We start from the raw sequence: 15,007 nt of genomic DNA on the forward strand, positions 1-15,007 counted from the left end.
CTTCATGTACAACCATCATTTTAAAGGCGAAGCTATAATCACGTTGTGTGCGTTTAACTCGTTGTTCTTGTGCATGTTCCATAAAATAAGTCTCTTAAGGTGTAAACTTATTTCAGGACGGGACATTATAAATATTTATTAAGCCTGCTCTATGAGTGGGCTTTTTTATTCTCCTCATCAGAAGTTCTTAATTTTATAGATTCATGAGCAAATAAAAGAAAGAATCTAAAATTACGGGTGAAATCGTATTAGAAGGATGGTTAGAGATAACTATTGAAGTTTTTTTAGTGCTAAAGCCTATCCTCATGGCTTCTCATACCGAATTAACATTGAATAAGCGTATATAGCTGCTAAAATGCAGTTCGTTTTTACTGCTGTTTTGTCGTTTATTCCGCATGAGTTTCTATAGCATATGAATAAACATCCATAAAATGGCAGGTTGTTTAAGGAAAATTTAATGCTTGATATTTATTTAACAGATGTTCAAAAAAAGGTTCAATTCAAGGATTATCCAGGTGAGCATCCTGTTAAATTTATTCTGAATTTTAAAAAGATTTTTCCAAGTGTAATGGAACTTCTTTTACCTGTTCTCCCGGAAAATGAAAATCTTGATGAAATGACCTGGGAATCAACCACTCAGGACTTTGAGACATTTCAGATGTTATTAACAGGGTGGGGCATTATTGAATTGCGTTTAAATGCGATCACCCAGTATAAAGATAAGACATTTGCAGATCAGTTGGTGAAAGAGGCGCAGCAAAAACGCAGAGAATATCAGAAGAAACATCTTAAGCTTTCTAGTGTGGATCTGGATTATCTATTTATGCATGATGTGCATGGCTTGATTGATGCTGAACTGGTAGAACTGGGTGAAAAATTCTATTTACCAACCTTACGTGATCTTTGGAAAAATAAAGTCTCTGCTCAAGTGCTTAATGCTAAATTCTAAGAAAATTTAAGCTGATTCATTCAATTTCATCCTCCAAATTGGGGGATGATTTTTTTATAGCGATTTCTAAGGATTGACATTTCCCTTATGACAATAAATAGCCTAAGCAAATTTCTATATTTATCATCAAAACAACTTTCTGCTACATCATTGAACATGGTGACTTATTTTAAAACAGAAATTGGCTCAGAAAAGGGCATTTATTTTATCGTTTGATAAAAAATAAATTAAAAAACTATTCTTTATCAAAAGAATATATAAAGATATTACTTTAATAATATAGCTATTCCAGTCATATTTTTTTAAGCTATCAGTACTTGTGAGTAAATGAATCACAGAATTCTTATTCATTAGAATTCCTTCATAAAAATAAGTGAAGGTTCCAGTTTTCCCGAAGATATATCCAAGGATTTAACCGAATGTCGAATCAGTTTTTAGATTTAATTACAAAACGCCGTACTATTTATGCCATTGGTAAAAATGTAGAACAGTCTCCTGAATATTTAACTGATTTGATTCAAAATGCGATTAAGCAAAGTCCGTCATCTTTTAACTCGCAATCATCTCGCGCCGTTATTTTATTCAATGGCGAACATGAAAAATTCTGGGGCTTTGTCGCTGATAAATTAAAAAGCTATGCCAAAGATGAAGAAAGTGCTGCAAAAACGACTGCAAAAATGGCAACCTTTGCTGCAGGTACGGGTACAGTTTTATTCTTTGAAGATCAAAATGTAGTAAAAGGCTTGCAAGAGCAATTCCCATCTTATGCCGAGAATTTCCCAATCTGGGCAGAACATTCAACTGCTATTGCTCAGTTCTCTACCTGGACAGCATTGCATACTGAAGGCTTGGGTGCATCTTTACAACACTATAATCCGATAGTAGATGAGCAGGTTCATGCAGAGTGGGATATTCCAGAAAACTGGAAACTTCGTGCTCAACTGGTATTTGGTTCAGTTGAAGGTGAAGCACGTGCGAAAGATTATCTGGAAGATGATCAACGCTTCAAAGTTTTCCAATAAGCTTAATTTCCGATCTGTCTTTAATCATTTTTAAGGACAGATCTCCAGGTTATTTATAAAAATACGCATTAGATTTTTTAAAACTAGGCTAAACTAAAGCGGTATTTGAAGAATTTAATGAGTCAAACCGAATGTCGAAAAACACGCAGAAATTATCACCATTACAGGAACTGATTGCAGAGCAGAAATTGCTGTGTGAAGAGGTCGGTTCTGCTTATGTAGAAGTAAGTGGTGATGATGTCGTTGCAGTGGCTGTACATACCCTGAAGCAGGATCCAATTGTCGGAATCCGTAGAAAGCCTGAGACAGAAGAAAATATTAGCTGGTATATTTATGGTGGTGAACTGGCTTCAAATGAAGATGCTTTTGAAACCATGAGTGTGCGTGAGTTACAGGATATCGCCCCTGAAGTTTTACCTTATCTGGCTTTAGAGCAGGGCTACCGCTTCATGATTGATGCAGATGATTATGAAGATGTCTGGAAAGAAGAAAACTAAAAGAAGACCTTCGAAATGATCAAATCCTCATCTTTAATATGTACTTTCTTTATTTGCATGCAATTGAACAATATGGCTTTTGCCGAAAAGCTTTCACAAGCGGATTATGATCAGTTTATTGCTATGCAAACAAAAATAGTCAATGAAACCAAACATATTTTAGATGATCCAGATCAGAATGCTGATGCACAAAGTCAACGTCAGGCATTCTGCCAGCGTTTAACGGCTTATGAAGAGATTCAAAAAGTCTCTGAAGAAAATCAAGAGCTCAATATGGCGCCCACAATGGCTATGATTGCTAAAAACTTTTTGGATCGACAAGCACAGAGTATGAATAATTCAGGTATGACCACCGCAGTATTTTGTAAGAGTAGGGAAGTGTAATTAATCCATAAAAGCAAGAGCATTGTCTTGAGTTTTAATAGCCACCATCATCATTTAAAAATGCATCCTTCTGTTCTGGAATGGAAACTTTGACAGTTGGAATAGAGTAACTCGCTGCTGTTAATCGAGCTATATTGAAATCCTTAGTTCCTACTTGAGGAGTAATAGGTATTTGACTTGTTCGAACAATTTCACCATAAACTATCGTGATCAATTCTGCTGGAGTTAAACCCTCTTCTGCTATTACACATTCTGCTGATTCAACAACGTCTTGTTCCACTAAGAATTCAATGCTTTTTTTAACTAAATTGTTCATAAGATAGCCTTAGAATACATTTTATACACTACTTTAAACTATCAGATATGAAGCATATAGAAGCTAATGAAATTAAATATTCATATCTTATTTAGGGATGTTGGCCTGAATGAAGGTATATGAATCAAAAGGGTAGGGCCAAAAAATTAGCTCGTTTTTTCGACTCTCAGCTTGCTTATAAAATGCATAAATACTCTGATACGTAGCATAAGGATTTCAGTGCTTTTTAAATTACTCATTAAACAAACTTTATAAAAATATATTTATATACAAATTTTACCGGGTATATATCAGCTACTTTTGAGATTTATTAAGAAATATTAAATATTTATGTGTTTCTTTTTTACTCAAACGAAGGGCGGTAAAATCATTGGACGCTAAAATAGCCTAAGCAATTTTCTACTTTATATTTATTCTCGCAAAATCCATATCCCATAATTAAAACTTAATACCAAATAAACCTCTAAAACTCGTATATTTCCTAAAAATTTTAAAATATTTTTTTTATTAATGATCTAGTGTGACACTCAATTATGAGCAGATATTGCAATTTAGCCTAAGCATATTTTATTTCCATAAAAATAGCCTAAGCAAAATTTTAAATTATGTCATTGGCAATTGATTAACTTCCAATATAACTCCACTATTAACACCTAACATAGGAAATCACGGAATTCTCAAATGATCCTGAATTATCAAATACAAACCCATGAAACATCAACTTTAGCCCCAATGGTATTTATTCACGGTTTATTTGGTAGTTTAAGTAATTTAGGTATGTTAGCCCGACATTTTTCAGAGCAGGCAACTACGATTCAAATTGATGTCAGAAATCATGGTTTATCTGGCCATTCTGATGAAGTGAATTATCAAATCATGGCCGAAGATATTTTAGAAACTTTAACCAGTTTAAATATTAAAAAATTTATTGCAGTCGGGCATTCAATGGGCGGAAAAATTGCCATGAAGCTGGCAGACCTGGCGTCTGATCTGATTGAAAAACTGGTTGTATTAGATATCACGCCAATTCAATATCAAGAAAATCATCATTCTGAAATATTTAAAGCCTTGTTTGCAGTCCAACAGGCGCAAGTCGCTTCACGAAATGAAGCAGCAAAAATTATGCGTGAATATATTCAAGAGGAAATAGTCATCCAGTTTCTTTTAAAATCATTTAATAAAGAGCAGTGGTTGTTTAATGTGCAAGCACTGTTTGATCATTATGAAGATATTACTGCTTGGAATAAGATAGAAAAAAATGAACTTCCAGCATTATTCTTAAGAGGTGGAAATTCATCGTATATCTCTACACCTGAACATTTTGAAGCCATCAATCAGCAGTTTGCTCATGCACAGGTTGAAGTGATTGAAAGTGCAGGGCACTGGCTACATGGTGAAAAGACGGCGGAAGTTTTGCAGCATATGCAAAATTTTATTGATGAAAAATAAATTATATTGATGAGCAGATGTATTTTCTGCTCATTTTATTTATGCATCATTAGTAAGCATTTTAATATTTTTATTTAAAAGGCTGCGCTATTTTGATGTGTTTTTAGGATAATTAATTGATTTTTCGCCTCAGAATTTATTTTCTATTTTAGGGCAACATGTATTTATTGGTGCAAAAATTAATCTCTATTTTTATTTTAAATAGATAATCATAATGAAATTCAGTGGGTTAAAATTATAAATTAAAAGTGGCACAGTATTTGAATAGCTTCTCTCAAATTTTCTAAAAAAGCCTAACTAAGGTTGGAGAGAAGTACATGAAAGTCGAACAAAAAAAGTTTTCTAAAAATTTAATTGTTGCTGCAATGTTGGGAATACTGACTTTAACAGGTTGTTCAAAGTCGCCTGAAGATAAAACGGCCGCTACCTCTGAGCCGAAAGCAGCTGCAACTAGTGGGGAAACGATTAAGGTTGGTATTTTACATTCTTTATCTGGCACGATGGCCATTTCTGAAACTTCATTAAAAGACACAGCATTGATGGCGATTAATGAAATCAATGCCAATGGGGGGGTCTTAGGTAAAAAGCTTGAACCGGTTATCGTTGATCCAGCATCTGACTGGCCACTATTTGCTGAAAAAGCACGTCAGCTCATCACTCAGGATAAAGTTGCGGTCATCTTTGGTTGCTGGACTTCGGTATCACGTAAATCGGTATTGCCAGTGGTTGAAGAGTTAAACGGCTTATTGTTCTATCCAGTCCAATACGAAGGTCAGGAACAGTCTAAAAATATTTTCTATACCGGTGCTGCACCTAACCAGCAAGCGATTCCTGCTGTTGAATATCTGATGAGTGAAGAAGGCGGTAAAGCAGAACGCTTTGTATTACTAGGTACAGACTATGTTTATCCGCGTACCACCAACAAAATTCTTCGTGCTTTCCTGAAATCTAAAGGCGTTGCTGATGCTGACATCATGGAAGAGTACACACCATTTGGTCATAGTAATTATCAAACCATTGTCGGCAATGTGAAAAAATTTGCTGCAGGCAAAAAGACTGCGGTGATCTCAACCATCAACGGCGATTCAAACGTACCGTTCTATCGTGAATTGGGTAACCAGGGCATTAAAGCTTCTGATATTCCAGTTATGGCATTCTCTGTAGGTGAAGAAGAGCTTCGTGGTATTGATACCAAGCCATTGGTCGGCCATTTAGCGGCATGGAACTACTTCATGTCCGTGAAAAATCCGAAAAATACTGAATTCAGCGGCAAGATGAAACAGTATGCCGTGGAATACAAATTGCCTAATGCAGACAAGTTTGTGACCAATGACCCGATGGAAGCGACTTATGTGGGTATCAATATGTGGAAACAGGCGGTAGAAAAAGCCGGTTCTACTGAGGTGGATAAAGTTCGTGAAGCGATGGCAGGTCAGACCTTTGATGCACCATCTGGCTATCAGTTACAAATGGATGCTAACAACCATCATTTACATAAACCAGTGATGATTGGTCAGATCCGTGGTGATGGTCAGTTTGACGTGGTTTATAAGACTCCGAAAACCATCGCTGCTGAGCCATGGAGCCCATACATTCCTAAATAATTTCCTCCAAAGCCTGCTGCTCCGGCAGTAGGCCTTTCTGGTTTTTCATCTCCCGGACGGGACAGCGTTAAATATATAAATAGGGAGGGCACTCATGTCCACTCGCCTAAATCTCGCGGCCATTTTTTTAATTTTGAGTCAGTGTTTGTGTCTCAATATGGTGCATGCGGAAACTCAATCTAGCGAAACAACCGTATCGCAATCATCTCAACAGTCACTTGATGCTATTCAGCAGTTTGTTCGTGGGGACTTTGCCACTCGTCGTGCTTTATTAAACCAGTGGCCTGCCAGTGTTGAACAACTTGATCAGCTGGCAGAGTTTGTTGAAAAAGATCAGCTTTATACTGACAGTTCAGGCAATACTTATATTCTGGAAGCAGAAGACAAACTGGTTAGCTATCCTGACGGAAAAACCGTGGAAACCTGGCCATCTGATTTATCGCAAATTACGCTGGTAAATACCTTAAATAAAGCACTGACCTTTGGTTTAGCAAAAAAGAAATTAAATTCAGAAGAAGCCTCTCAGCGACTTGAGGCGATTGATATTCTGGAAAATAACTTGTCCGAACTTGATGCTAAAGCCATCAATCAGATGTATTTAAATGAAAAAAACAATACGGTTAAATCACGTTTTGCCCAGTTAAAAGCACGTCTGGATTATCAATCTGAAAATGTCCTGACCAAAATAGAAGCGGCAAAAGTTTTAAAAGATTCCAACAGACCAGACGTTCTTGCACTGGTTCAAAATGAACTGGCTCAGCCAAATCTGCATCCTGATTTAAAAGCAGCGCTGGTCGATGCCAGAAGTAGTATCAAAACCCGAATTCAGGCCAGTGAATGGGCTGGACATGTATTTTCCGGTTTAAGTACTGCCAGTATTTTATTGCTTGCGGCTTTAGGATTAGCCATTACATATGGCTTGCTTGGTGTCATTAATATGGCGCATGGCGAGCTGATCATGATCGGGGCGTATACCACTTATGTAGTGCAAAGTTTCTTTAAATCGCATTTTAGTGGTTTGGTAGATTGGTATCTGATCGCAGCGATTCCTGCGGCATTTATTGTCAGTGCAGCGATTGGCATGCTGATCGAACGTACCGTGATTCGTCCTTTATATGGCCGTCAACTGGAAACCTTATTGGCAACCTTTGGGGTGAGCCTGATCCTGATGCAAGTGGTGCGGATGATCTTTGGGGCACAAAATGTCGAAGTTTCTAACATTTCATGGCTTTCAGGCGGGATCTCGATTACTCCAAGCCTGATGCTGCCTTATAACCGTATTGCAATTATTGTCTTTACTGTAGCTGTCTTGCTGCTACTTGTTTATCTACTGAATAAAACCCGTTTTGGTTTATTTGTCCGTGCCGTAACGCAAAACCGTCAAATGGCTCGTGCTGTCGGTATCCGATCCAGCCGGATTGACATGATGGCATTTGGTCTGGGTTCAGGTCTTGCCGGTCTTGCCGGCTGTGCCTTGGCGCAAGTGGGTAATGTTGGACCAGATTTGGGCCAGAACTACATTATCGATGCTTTCCTTGTGGTTGTTGTCGGTGGTGTTGGTCAAGTATGGGGTGCAGTTCTTGCCGCTTTGGGACTAGGTGTCAGTGGAACCGTACTGGAAATTGGTATGGGTGCAGTATTGGCGAAAATTATTCTCTTGGTTCTTGTGATTTTGTTTATTCAGAAACGCCCACAAGGTTTGTTTGCCATTAAAGGACGCTTTGTGGAGTAAGCCTATGAAAATCACATCATTACTTTCAGATAAACCTTATAGCGCACTCGCAATTGCGATCTGTTTTGTTATTTTATTGGCATTGCCATGGCTGCATTTATTGCCAGCAGATTCGAGCCTGCATCTGTCTGCTTACTGGGTAACTTTGATCGGAAAGATCATGTGCCTGGCGTTGGTGGCTTTAGCACTTGATCTGGTCTGGGGCTATGCCGGTATTTTAAGTTTAGGTCATGGCCTGTACTTTGCCTTGGGTGGTTATGCATTCGGGATGTACCTGATGCGTCAATCAGCAGGTGATGGCTTGCCTGACTTTATGCGTTTTCTGAGCTGGACTGAATTACCCTGGTTTTGGGTGGGGACTAATCATTTCTGGTGGGCCATGATACTTGTGGTCTTGGTACCAGGACTAATTGCCTTTATTTTCGGCTTCTTTGCTTTCCGCTCAAAAATCAAAGGCGTTTACTTCTCGATTATTACTCAGGCGATGACTTTTGCGGCAGCACTTTTATTCTTCCGCAATGAAACAGGCTTTGGCGGGAATAACGGTTTTACCGGTTTCAAAACCATTTTAGGCATGGACATCACATCAGCACCAATGCGTGCCAGCCTATGTTTTATCACGGCTCTGGTGTTATTGCTGTGCTTTGTTGGTCTACGCCATTTAATGAATAAACCTTATGGTCGTGTGCTTGGCGCGATTCGTGATAGTGAAAATCGTCTGCAATATCTTGGTTACCGCACCTTATGGTACAAGCTTTCAGCCTGGGTATTATCTGCTGTGATTGCAGGTATCGCTGGTGCACTGTATGTACCACAAGCCGGGATTATTAATCCGAGCGAAATGAATCCGGTGAACTCGATTGAAATGGCAGTCTGGGTAGCGGCTGGCGGTCGCGGTACCTTGATCGGTCCGATCCTGGGTGCAGGCTTAATTAATGCAGTTAAAACTTACTTTACTGTCGCTTATCCAGAAGCCTGGTTATTAATTCTGGGGGCATTATTTATTGTGGTCACCATCTTCCTGCCTAAAGGCGTGATTGGATTATTTGACCGTTTTAAAAAGGAGCGTAGCGAATGAGTGAAATTTTACAACCTCATGGCGGCCATGCTTCTGAAGGCTATGGCCGACCAAAAGAGCAAGGGCCAGATTTTAGCCATGGGATCGCACTTTATCTGGAAAAAGTCAGTGTCTGGTTTGATGCTTTCCGTGCCTTAAATGATTTATCGCTGTATATCGAAGATCGAAGAAGGTGAATTGCGCTGCATCATTGGGCCAAACGGCGCGGGTAAAACCACGTTGATGGATGTCATTACCGGGAAAACCCGTCCTACTGAAGGTTCTGCATTTTTTGGCCAAACCTATAATCTGGCGAAAATGAGTACTGAAGAAATTGCAGAAGCTGGCATCGGGCGTAAATTCCAGAAACCAACGGTGTTTGAAAATTTCACCGTGATGGAAAATCTGCTCTTGGCTGCACCTAAAGATAAACGTGTTAAAAAAAGCTTTTTCAGCAAGCTCGATCCGGATGCACAAAATGCCTTGGATGAATCGTTACAGCAAATCCGCTTGCAGGAATTTATTCACAAACCTGCAGGGCTTTTATCGCACGGTCAGAAGCAATGGCTGGAAATTGGTATGCTGCTGATGCAACGTCCAAAACTCATTTTACTGGATGAGCCAGTGGCAGGGATGACCGATGCCGAAACCGAACGGACTGCTGAACTTTGTCTGGAGCTGAAAAAAATCATACGCTGGTGGTGGTCGAACACGATATGAGCTTCATCGATACTATTAGTGAAAAAGTCACGGTGCTGGCACAAGGGGCGATTTTAGCCGAAGGCACATTGGCAGAAGTACAGGCCAATGAAGAGGTCATTGAAAAATATCTTGGACGTTAAGGGGCTGACTGATGCTAGATGTTAAAGATGTAAATCAGTTTTATGGCGGTAGTCACATTTTACCTGATGTGTCTTTCAATGCGCCTGTCGGTGAGTGCTCAGTGGTTTTGGGTCGTAACGGTGTTGGTAAAACGACATTACTGAAATGTCTGATGGGAATTTTGCCCATCAAATCAGGTCAGATCCTTTTAGATGGCAAAGATATTGCCAAACTGAGTCCTGAACAGCGGGTACGGGCAGGTTTGGCTTATGTGCCACAAGGACGAGATATCTTTTCAACCCTAACAGTAGAAGAAAATATTTTGATTGGCATGGCGAAATTTAAAGGAGCCAAAACCCGTAAAGTTCCGGAACATCTTTATGAGATTTTTCCGGTATTAGAAGAAATGAAGTATCGACGCGGCGGTGACTTATCCGGTGGCCAGCAACAACAACTGGCGATTGCTCGCGCATTGGCATCTGAACCGCGTGTGCTCATTTTGGATGAACCGACTGAGGGGATTCAGCCATCTATCATTAAAGATATTGGTCGGGTAATTCGTAAGTTGGCTGATGGCGGTGAAATGGCAATTGTTCTGGTAGAACAGTTCTATGACTTTGCTGAAGAACTGGCAGATGGTTATACCGTCATGGCACGTGGGCAAGTGATTGCTCAAGGTATTGGAAGTGAAATGCCAGAAAAAGGGATTCGGGATCTGGTGGCAATTTAGTCATACTGCTTTTAAAGCCTCCCTTTTACAAAGGGAGGTTTGGAGGGATTTATAAATATAATTAAATCTCTGTATTCTCACTCCATAAAAAATACATGCCATATTGTCCAGTTCGGAATTCTCCACCTGCAGATTTACCTTCATCTGTTAAAAAATGCTTTCCATTTTCATTGAGTGTTAGATAACCTTTGGCAATCAATTTCTCAAAAGTGTCTGCTGTTTTTAAGCCTAGTTTTGCTGCAAGCTTCGCTGTGGTCAGCTTCGTGAACGCTGTATTTTCTTCTGATTTATTCTCTTCAGTTGGGATGGTCTCTGCTTTTACCTCATCTAAAGTAATACGGACTTCATCACTAATTCGAATAATCCGTTGTGCTTCTTCATAAGCTTCTTTAAATACATCATTATCTTCGTACTTGCGGATTAGAATCCCCATTTCATTGTTATTCACTTGGCTAAATTCATAGAGATTCAAGCTTGAAATGATGCACTCTGATTCATTCAAATAGCATTTTGCATGTAGATTTTTACAAAAACTTAGACGCACATAATCCAGTTTTTGCATCCATTTAATTTCATCAGGATGCAGATCACTTTTACCGTAAACAATACGGATATCAATTTTTAGCCGATCTTTGTCTTCCAATAGCTCTTTAATACGATCATTGAGACGCAAATATGGGCTAATTAAAATTAGACGTTCTTTGGCATTTTTAATGAGTTCTTCTAAAAAGAAATTTGTGCCGCTTGTATTTAAGAATTTTGCCATTTATCTCTCATATTCTTATTTAATAATTGTAGAGATATTAGCTTAAATTTTTGAATCAAGAAAATAATTTAACTTACGGATTAGCTCAACAAAAAAAATTGAGATTTTATCTTTCATTCAATTTTAGATCTTTTAACAAACCAAGTTGGCACGATAACTGCTTTATTTTGATGCAAATTTTAAATGCTAAAAATTATTTGGTTTCAATTTGGAACAAATACAGGATTTATCAGCATCAGTAGGGTAGTTATGAAAATTTATACGCAACGTTTGGAAAACATTGCACCAGAAAGTGATTTTGAGTCTCTTGAACTCACATTCGATACACGACAAAAGAGCCGTTTTCGTGCAACTTTAAAAAATGGTGTCGATATTGGTGCAGATTTACCACGTACTGGAATCTTGCGTAGTGGTTCTTTTATAGCAACTGAACAGGGTGACATTCTTCGGGTCGATGCGAAGCCTGAAAAATTGATTCAGGTGACTACGGACAATAGCTTTGACTTATTGAAAGCAGCCTATCATCTGGGGAATCGTCATGTTCCTCTAATGCTCACACCTACTGCATTGTACTTTGAACCAGATCATGTACTGGCTGAAATGGTGCAAGGTTTAGGTCTTGAAGTTAATGAAGTCATGCACCCATTTGAACCTGAAAGTGGGGCTTATGCACAGCATCAGCATGACCACCGTTTAAGCCCAATCAAGGCGTTACATCATGTCCATCACTAATGCGTCTCAGCTGCTCAGCTTGCTGACTCTATCTTCAACGGCGTTGCCGATTGGAGCGTACTGTTATTCACAAGGGGTGGAAAGCGCGATTGAAAAAGGCATGGTGCATGATGAAGCCTCTTGTGTGAGCTATTTCCAAGAAGTATTGGAAATGCTGCTGGTGCGTTTTGAGCTTCCCGTACTCAAGCGTCTGGTGGAGTCTTTTAATGATCCTGAACAGTTTCAGTATTGGGCAGAGCTATACCGCGCGAGCCGAGAATCCAAAGAATTACTGGCTGAATCACAGCAGTTGGCATTTTCCTTGAATGCATGGATTAGAGATGTGTTAAAGCAGCCGCCGAGCGTAAAAAAGCAATTAGGGTTTGTGCCGGTGTATGCACATTTATGTGGTGAGCTAGGCTTAGATCTTGCCGATGTCTTAACTGCTTATAGCTTTACAGTTTTGGAAAATCAGGTGCTGGCAGCAGTAAAAACCATTCCACTCGGGCAAATGAGCGGGCAGCGGATTATCTGGCAATTACATCAGGAAATTCCTGAAGCTGTACAGGTTGCATTAGCTTTGGACGATCATGAAATCAGCAGCGCATTACCGCAATATGCCATGTTAAGCATGTCGCACGAAACCCAGTATTCACGCTTATTTCGGTCTTAATTTTCAGATTAGATTAGCAGTAAAAAAATTGAAAAGCATCATTAAAACTGGTGCATAGAAAATGTAATAAAGGAAATCAACATGTCAGAACGTAGTCCATTACGCGTTGGAATTGGTGGTCCGGTTGGATCAGGTAAAACCGCTTTAACCCTGAATTTATGTCTTGCACTGCGTGAAAAATACAATATGGCAGTGGTGACCAATGACATCTACACTAAAGAAGACTCGAACTTTTTAACCCGTCATGAAGCGATGTCGCCAGACCGCATTGTCGGTGTAGAAACAGGTGGTTGTCCACATACTGCGATTCGTGAAGATGCGTCCATTAACCTGGCTGCGATTGATGATTTGTGTGAAAAGTTTGATGGACTAGAGCTGATCATTATTGAAAGTGGTGGCGATAACCTTGCGGCAACCTTTAGTCCCGAATTGTCCGATCTAACTCTCTATGTGATCGATGTTGCCGGTGGCGAGAAGATTCCACGTAAAGGTGGTCCTGGAATTACCAAGTCGGATTTGCTGATTATCAATAAAACAGATTTGGCGCCAATGGTCGGTGCCAGCCTGGAGGTGATGGATCAGGACGCGAAGCGGATGCGTGGCGATAAACCATTTTTATTTTCTAATATGAAAACACAAGATGGCTTGAACGAGATTATCAGCTTTATCGAAAAACAAGGTTTATTTAAGTCTTAAGGGGAAATTCATCATGCGTCTATTCAAACAGTTACTGGTCGCAGGTATTGCTGCTTTACCTATGTTGGCAATGGCTCACGCGGGACATGACCATCACAATGGATTCTGGTCTGGCTTTGTCCATCCTTTTACCGGTTTAGATCACCTGATGATGGCAATTGCTTTTGGTGTATTGATGTGGACTACAAATCAGCGCTGGAAAATCACGGGTCTCATCGGTCTTGCAGTAGCGATGGTTGCAGGCTTTGTGCTCGGTAGCGAAGGTCTGCTTTCAACTTCAATGGCTGAGTCAGGCATCATCGCTTCACTGGTCATTTTAGCTGTTGCGCTGTGGACTAAATCGAATAAGGTTTTGCCTGTCGCTGCAATCTTATTGGCCAGCTTCCACGGCGTAGCGCATGGAAGTGAATTGGGTCAAGGTGGTCATGTATCGCTATTAATTGTTGGCATGGTTTCAGCAATGGCTTTGATTTATGGTGCAGGCTTGGCTCTGGGTGCATTCGTGAAAAAATATGTGCCTTATGGCAAGCAGATCGTTGGTGGTTTAGCTGCAGTTGTTGCTGTCATTGGCTTGGCTTAATGCTTCGTTAATTATTCGCAGATGAAATTGAGTTGATTTGTTGATGCACGAACTGGCAGAAAAAAGCACGCAGCAGAACTTATGGTATGCACGTCTGGAAATGGGATTTCAGGCGCAGCAACAGACTACGCGAACCATTTTGCAGCACCGCAAGCATCATGGACCGGTACGCATCCAGAAAATGTTATGGCCTGAATCTAACGGAATCTGTCATGCCATTATCGTGCATCCGCCAGCAGGGATTGCCGGTGGGGATCATCTCACTTTTGATATGCAGGTAGATGCTAATGCTCATGCCTTGGTGACCACACCAGGTGCGGGTAAGTGGTACAGAACCAATGGCAAGCAGGCCTTTCAGCACATTCATATCCGTTTAAATGACAATGCGATTTTTGAATGGCTGCCTCAAGAAACCATGCTATTTGATGGCGCTAATGCCAGTTCCGAAACAATCGTCCACTTAGATGCAGCAGCCAGTTTTATTGGTTGGGATATGCTGGTGATCGGCCGTCAGGCACGAGATGAGCAGTTTGCACAGGGAGCTTATCAAAACCGGTTTCAGCTTTGGCGCAAAGACATATTGCTGGTTGCAGACACCTTGAATTTTAAGGGCAATGACCGCTGGCTCAGTTCATGTCTAGGTATGAATGGACATGCGGTGATGGGTAGCTTCTGGGCTGTACCGCCTGAAAAATATCGCGCGAGTTTTTATCTGGAACAGCATCTCGATTTAATTCGTGAGCTTATTATGCGGATGGATGTACCGATTACCTTGACTTTGCTTAGCGATGTAATTAGTGCACGTTTTCTGGGAGATGATGTCCGTCAATGCCATGATGGTTTTGCTGCAATTCGCGCTCGATTAAGACGTTACTGGTTCGGTCTGGATGAGGCATTTCCGAGGATTTGGCGGACGTAATCCTTTAATTCCCTCTCCTTATAGGAGAGGGTTAGGGAGAGGTGATTAAACATTTATTAAAACCCTCCCTCTAACTCCCTCCCAAAGGGAGAGAACACCA

16 protein-coding genes and 1 pseudogene are annotated in these 15,007 nt (G+C 40.2%); 15 read left to right on the forward strand and 2 right to left on the reverse strand.

Annotated elements, in window-relative coordinates; translation table 11 throughout:
* Positions 1-457: 457 nt before the first annotated feature.
* From FTV12_RS11875 to FTV12_RS11890, 4 genes are all read left to right on the forward strand, one after another.
* Positions 458-949, forward strand: coding sequence for a hypothetical protein (locus FTV12_RS11875; RefSeq protein WP_005235543.1), 492 nt, complete (start codon positions 458-460; stop codon positions 947-949).
* Between the two features lie 419 nt (positions 950-1,368).
* Positions 1,369-1,971, forward strand: coding sequence for a nitroreductase family protein (locus FTV12_RS11880; RefSeq protein WP_034706681.1), 603 nt, complete (start codon positions 1,369-1,371; stop codon positions 1,969-1,971).
* Positions 1,972-2,102: 131 nt separating this feature from the next.
* Positions 2,103-2,468: a hypothetical protein gene (locus FTV12_RS11885; protein WP_180034113.1), complete on the forward strand. Its 366-nt coding sequence runs from the start codon at positions 2,103-2,105 to the stop codon at positions 2,466-2,468.
* A 15-nt stretch (positions 2,469-2,483) separates the two neighbouring features.
* The gene (locus tag FTV12_RS11890; protein ID WP_180012506.1) at positions 2,484-2,852 is read left to right on the forward strand and encodes a hypothetical protein; all 369 of its coding nucleotides are present in this window, start codon (positions 2,484-2,486) and stop codon (positions 2,850-2,852) included.
* Between the two features lie 34 nt (positions 2,853-2,886).
* Here the strand turns inward: FTV12_RS11890 and FTV12_RS11895 are convergent, their stop codons facing one another.
* A complete protein-coding gene (locus FTV12_RS11895; RefSeq protein WP_180012504.1) occupies positions 2,887-3,168 on the reverse strand; it encodes a damage-inducible protein J in 282 nt (93 codons plus the stop codon).
* A 681-nt stretch (positions 3,169-3,849) separates the two neighbouring features.
* On the opposite strand from FTV12_RS11895, the gene FTV12_RS11900 reads away from it, so the two are divergent.
* The 6 genes and pseudogenes from FTV12_RS11900 (at position 3,850) to urtE (ending at position 10,562) form a co-directional block, all read left to right on the forward strand.
* Positions 3,850-4,617: an alpha/beta fold hydrolase gene (locus tag FTV12_RS11900; protein ID WP_180012343.1), complete on the forward strand. Its 768-nt coding sequence runs from the start codon at positions 3,850-3,852 to the stop codon at positions 4,615-4,617.
* Between the two features lie 317 nt (positions 4,618-4,934).
* The gene (urtA, locus tag FTV12_RS11905; RefSeq protein WP_159123013.1) at positions 4,935-6,221 is read left to right on the forward strand and encodes an urea ABC transporter substrate-binding protein; all 1,287 of its coding nucleotides are present in this window, start codon (positions 4,935-4,937) and stop codon (positions 6,219-6,221) included.
* A 94-nt stretch (positions 6,222-6,315) separates the two neighbouring features.
* Positions 6,316-7,953, forward strand: a complete 1,638-nt coding sequence (urtB, locus tag FTV12_RS11910) for an urea ABC transporter permease subunit UrtB (RefSeq protein WP_005235555.1) — start codon at positions 6,316-6,318, stop codon at positions 7,951-7,953.
* A 4-nt stretch (positions 7,954-7,957) separates the two neighbouring features.
* A complete protein-coding gene (urtC, locus tag FTV12_RS11915) occupies positions 7,958-9,031 on the forward strand; it encodes an urea ABC transporter permease subunit UrtC (RefSeq protein ID WP_034705328.1) in 1,074 nt (357 codons plus the stop codon).
* A pseudogene (gene urtD / locus FTV12_RS11920) lies at positions 9,028-9,852 on the forward strand (urea ABC transporter ATP-binding protein UrtD). Before urtC ends, urtD begins: the two are co-directional and overlap by 4 nt.
* An 11-nt stretch (positions 9,853-9,863) precedes the next feature.
* Complete coding sequence (gene urtE, locus FTV12_RS11925; RefSeq protein ID WP_180034114.1) at positions 9,864-10,562, forward strand: urea ABC transporter ATP-binding subunit UrtE; 699 nt, start codon at positions 9,864-9,866, stop codon at positions 10,560-10,562.
* Positions 10,563-10,623: 61 nt separating this feature from the next.
* Here the strand turns inward: urtE and FTV12_RS11930 are convergent, their stop codons facing one another.
* Positions 10,624-11,328, reverse strand: a complete 705-nt coding sequence (locus FTV12_RS11930; protein WP_004785869.1) for a phospholipase D family protein — start codon at positions 11,326-11,328, stop codon at positions 10,624-10,626.
* 249 nt (positions 11,329-11,577) lie between these two features.
* Between FTV12_RS11930 and ureE the strand changes: the two genes are divergently transcribed.
* The 5 genes from ureE to FTV12_RS11955 all read left to right on the forward strand — a co-directional run bounded on the left by ureE (position 11,578) and on the right by FTV12_RS11955 (position 14,907).
* Entirely contained in the window at positions 11,578-12,060 is a 483-nt protein-coding gene (ureE, locus tag FTV12_RS11935; protein WP_180012338.1) for an urease accessory protein UreE, read from the forward strand.
* Positions 12,047-12,712, forward strand: a complete 666-nt coding sequence (locus FTV12_RS11940; protein WP_180012336.1) for an urease accessory protein UreF — start codon at positions 12,047-12,049, stop codon at positions 12,710-12,712. The genes ureE and FTV12_RS11940 overlap by 14 nt, the downstream gene beginning before the upstream one ends.
* An 81-nt stretch (positions 12,713-12,793) precedes the next feature.
* On the forward strand, positions 12,794-13,408 hold the full coding sequence (ureG, locus tag FTV12_RS11945; protein WP_004785864.1) for an urease accessory protein UreG: 615 nt from the start codon (positions 12,794-12,796) through the stop codon (positions 13,406-13,408).
* Positions 13,409-13,421: 13 nt separating this feature from the next.
* Positions 13,422-13,988 (forward strand): HupE/UreJ family protein, encoded by a 567-nt coding sequence (locus tag FTV12_RS11950; RefSeq protein ID WP_180012334.1) that lies wholly within the window; start codon positions 13,422-13,424, stop codon positions 13,986-13,988.
* Between the two features lie 43 nt (positions 13,989-14,031).
* On the forward strand, positions 14,032-14,907 hold the full coding sequence (locus FTV12_RS11955; RefSeq protein ID WP_180012331.1) for an urease accessory protein UreD: 876 nt from the start codon (positions 14,032-14,034) through the stop codon (positions 14,905-14,907).
* The last annotated feature ends 100 nt before the right edge of the window (positions 14,908-15,007 follow it).

The organism is Acinetobacter sp. YH12233 (genome assembly GCF_013417725.1).
Lineage (GTDB): Bacteria > Pseudomonadota > Gammaproteobacteria > Pseudomonadales > Moraxellaceae > Acinetobacter.

Coding starts and splice junctions, on each gene's coding strand:
- ureE (WP_180012338.1), top strand. CDS start 11,578: ATGAAAATTTATACGCAACGTTTGGAAAACATTGCACCAGAAAGTGAT.
- FTV12_RS11880 (WP_034706681.1), top strand. CDS start 1,369: ATGTCGAATCAGTTTTTAGATTTAATTACAAAACGCCGTACTATTTAT.
- FTV12_RS11895 (WP_180012504.1), bottom strand. CDS start 3,168: ATGAACAATTTAGTTAAAAAAAGCATTGAATTCTTAGTGGAACAAGAC.
- urtC (WP_034705328.1), top strand. CDS start 7,958: ATGAAAATCACATCATTACTTTCAGATAAACCTTATAGCGCACTCGCA.
- FTV12_RS11930 (WP_004785869.1), bottom strand. CDS start 11,328: ATGGCAAAATTCTTAAATACAAGCGGCACAAATTTCTTTTTAGAAGAA.
- ureG (WP_004785864.1), top strand. CDS start 12,794: ATGTCAGAACGTAGTCCATTACGCGTTGGAATTGGTGGTCCGGTTGGA.
- urtE (WP_180034114.1), top strand. CDS start 9,864: ATGCTAGATGTTAAAGATGTAAATCAGTTTTATGGCGGTAGTCACATT.
- urtB (WP_005235555.1), top strand. CDS start 6,316: ATGTCCACTCGCCTAAATCTCGCGGCCATTTTTTTAATTTTGAGTCAG.
- FTV12_RS11950 (WP_180012334.1), top strand. CDS start 13,422: ATGCGTCTATTCAAACAGTTACTGGTCGCAGGTATTGCTGCTTTACCT.
- FTV12_RS11890 (WP_180012506.1), top strand. CDS start 2,484: ATGATCAAATCCTCATCTTTAATATGTACTTTCTTTATTTGCATGCAA.
- FTV12_RS11940 (WP_180012336.1), top strand. CDS start 12,047: ATGTCCATCACTAATGCGTCTCAGCTGCTCAGCTTGCTGACTCTATCT.
- FTV12_RS11955 (WP_180012331.1), top strand. CDS start 14,032: ATGCACGAACTGGCAGAAAAAAGCACGCAGCAGAACTTATGGTATGCA.
- FTV12_RS11885 (WP_180034113.1), top strand. CDS start 2,103: ATGTCGAAAAACACGCAGAAATTATCACCATTACAGGAACTGATTGCA.
- FTV12_RS11875 (WP_005235543.1), top strand. CDS start 458: ATGCTTGATATTTATTTAACAGATGTTCAAAAAAAGGTTCAATTCAAG.
- urtA (WP_159123013.1), top strand. CDS start 4,935: ATGAAAGTCGAACAAAAAAAGTTTTCTAAAAATTTAATTGTTGCTGCA.
- FTV12_RS11900 (WP_180012343.1), top strand. CDS start 3,850: ATGATCCTGAATTATCAAATACAAACCCATGAAACATCAACTTTAGCC.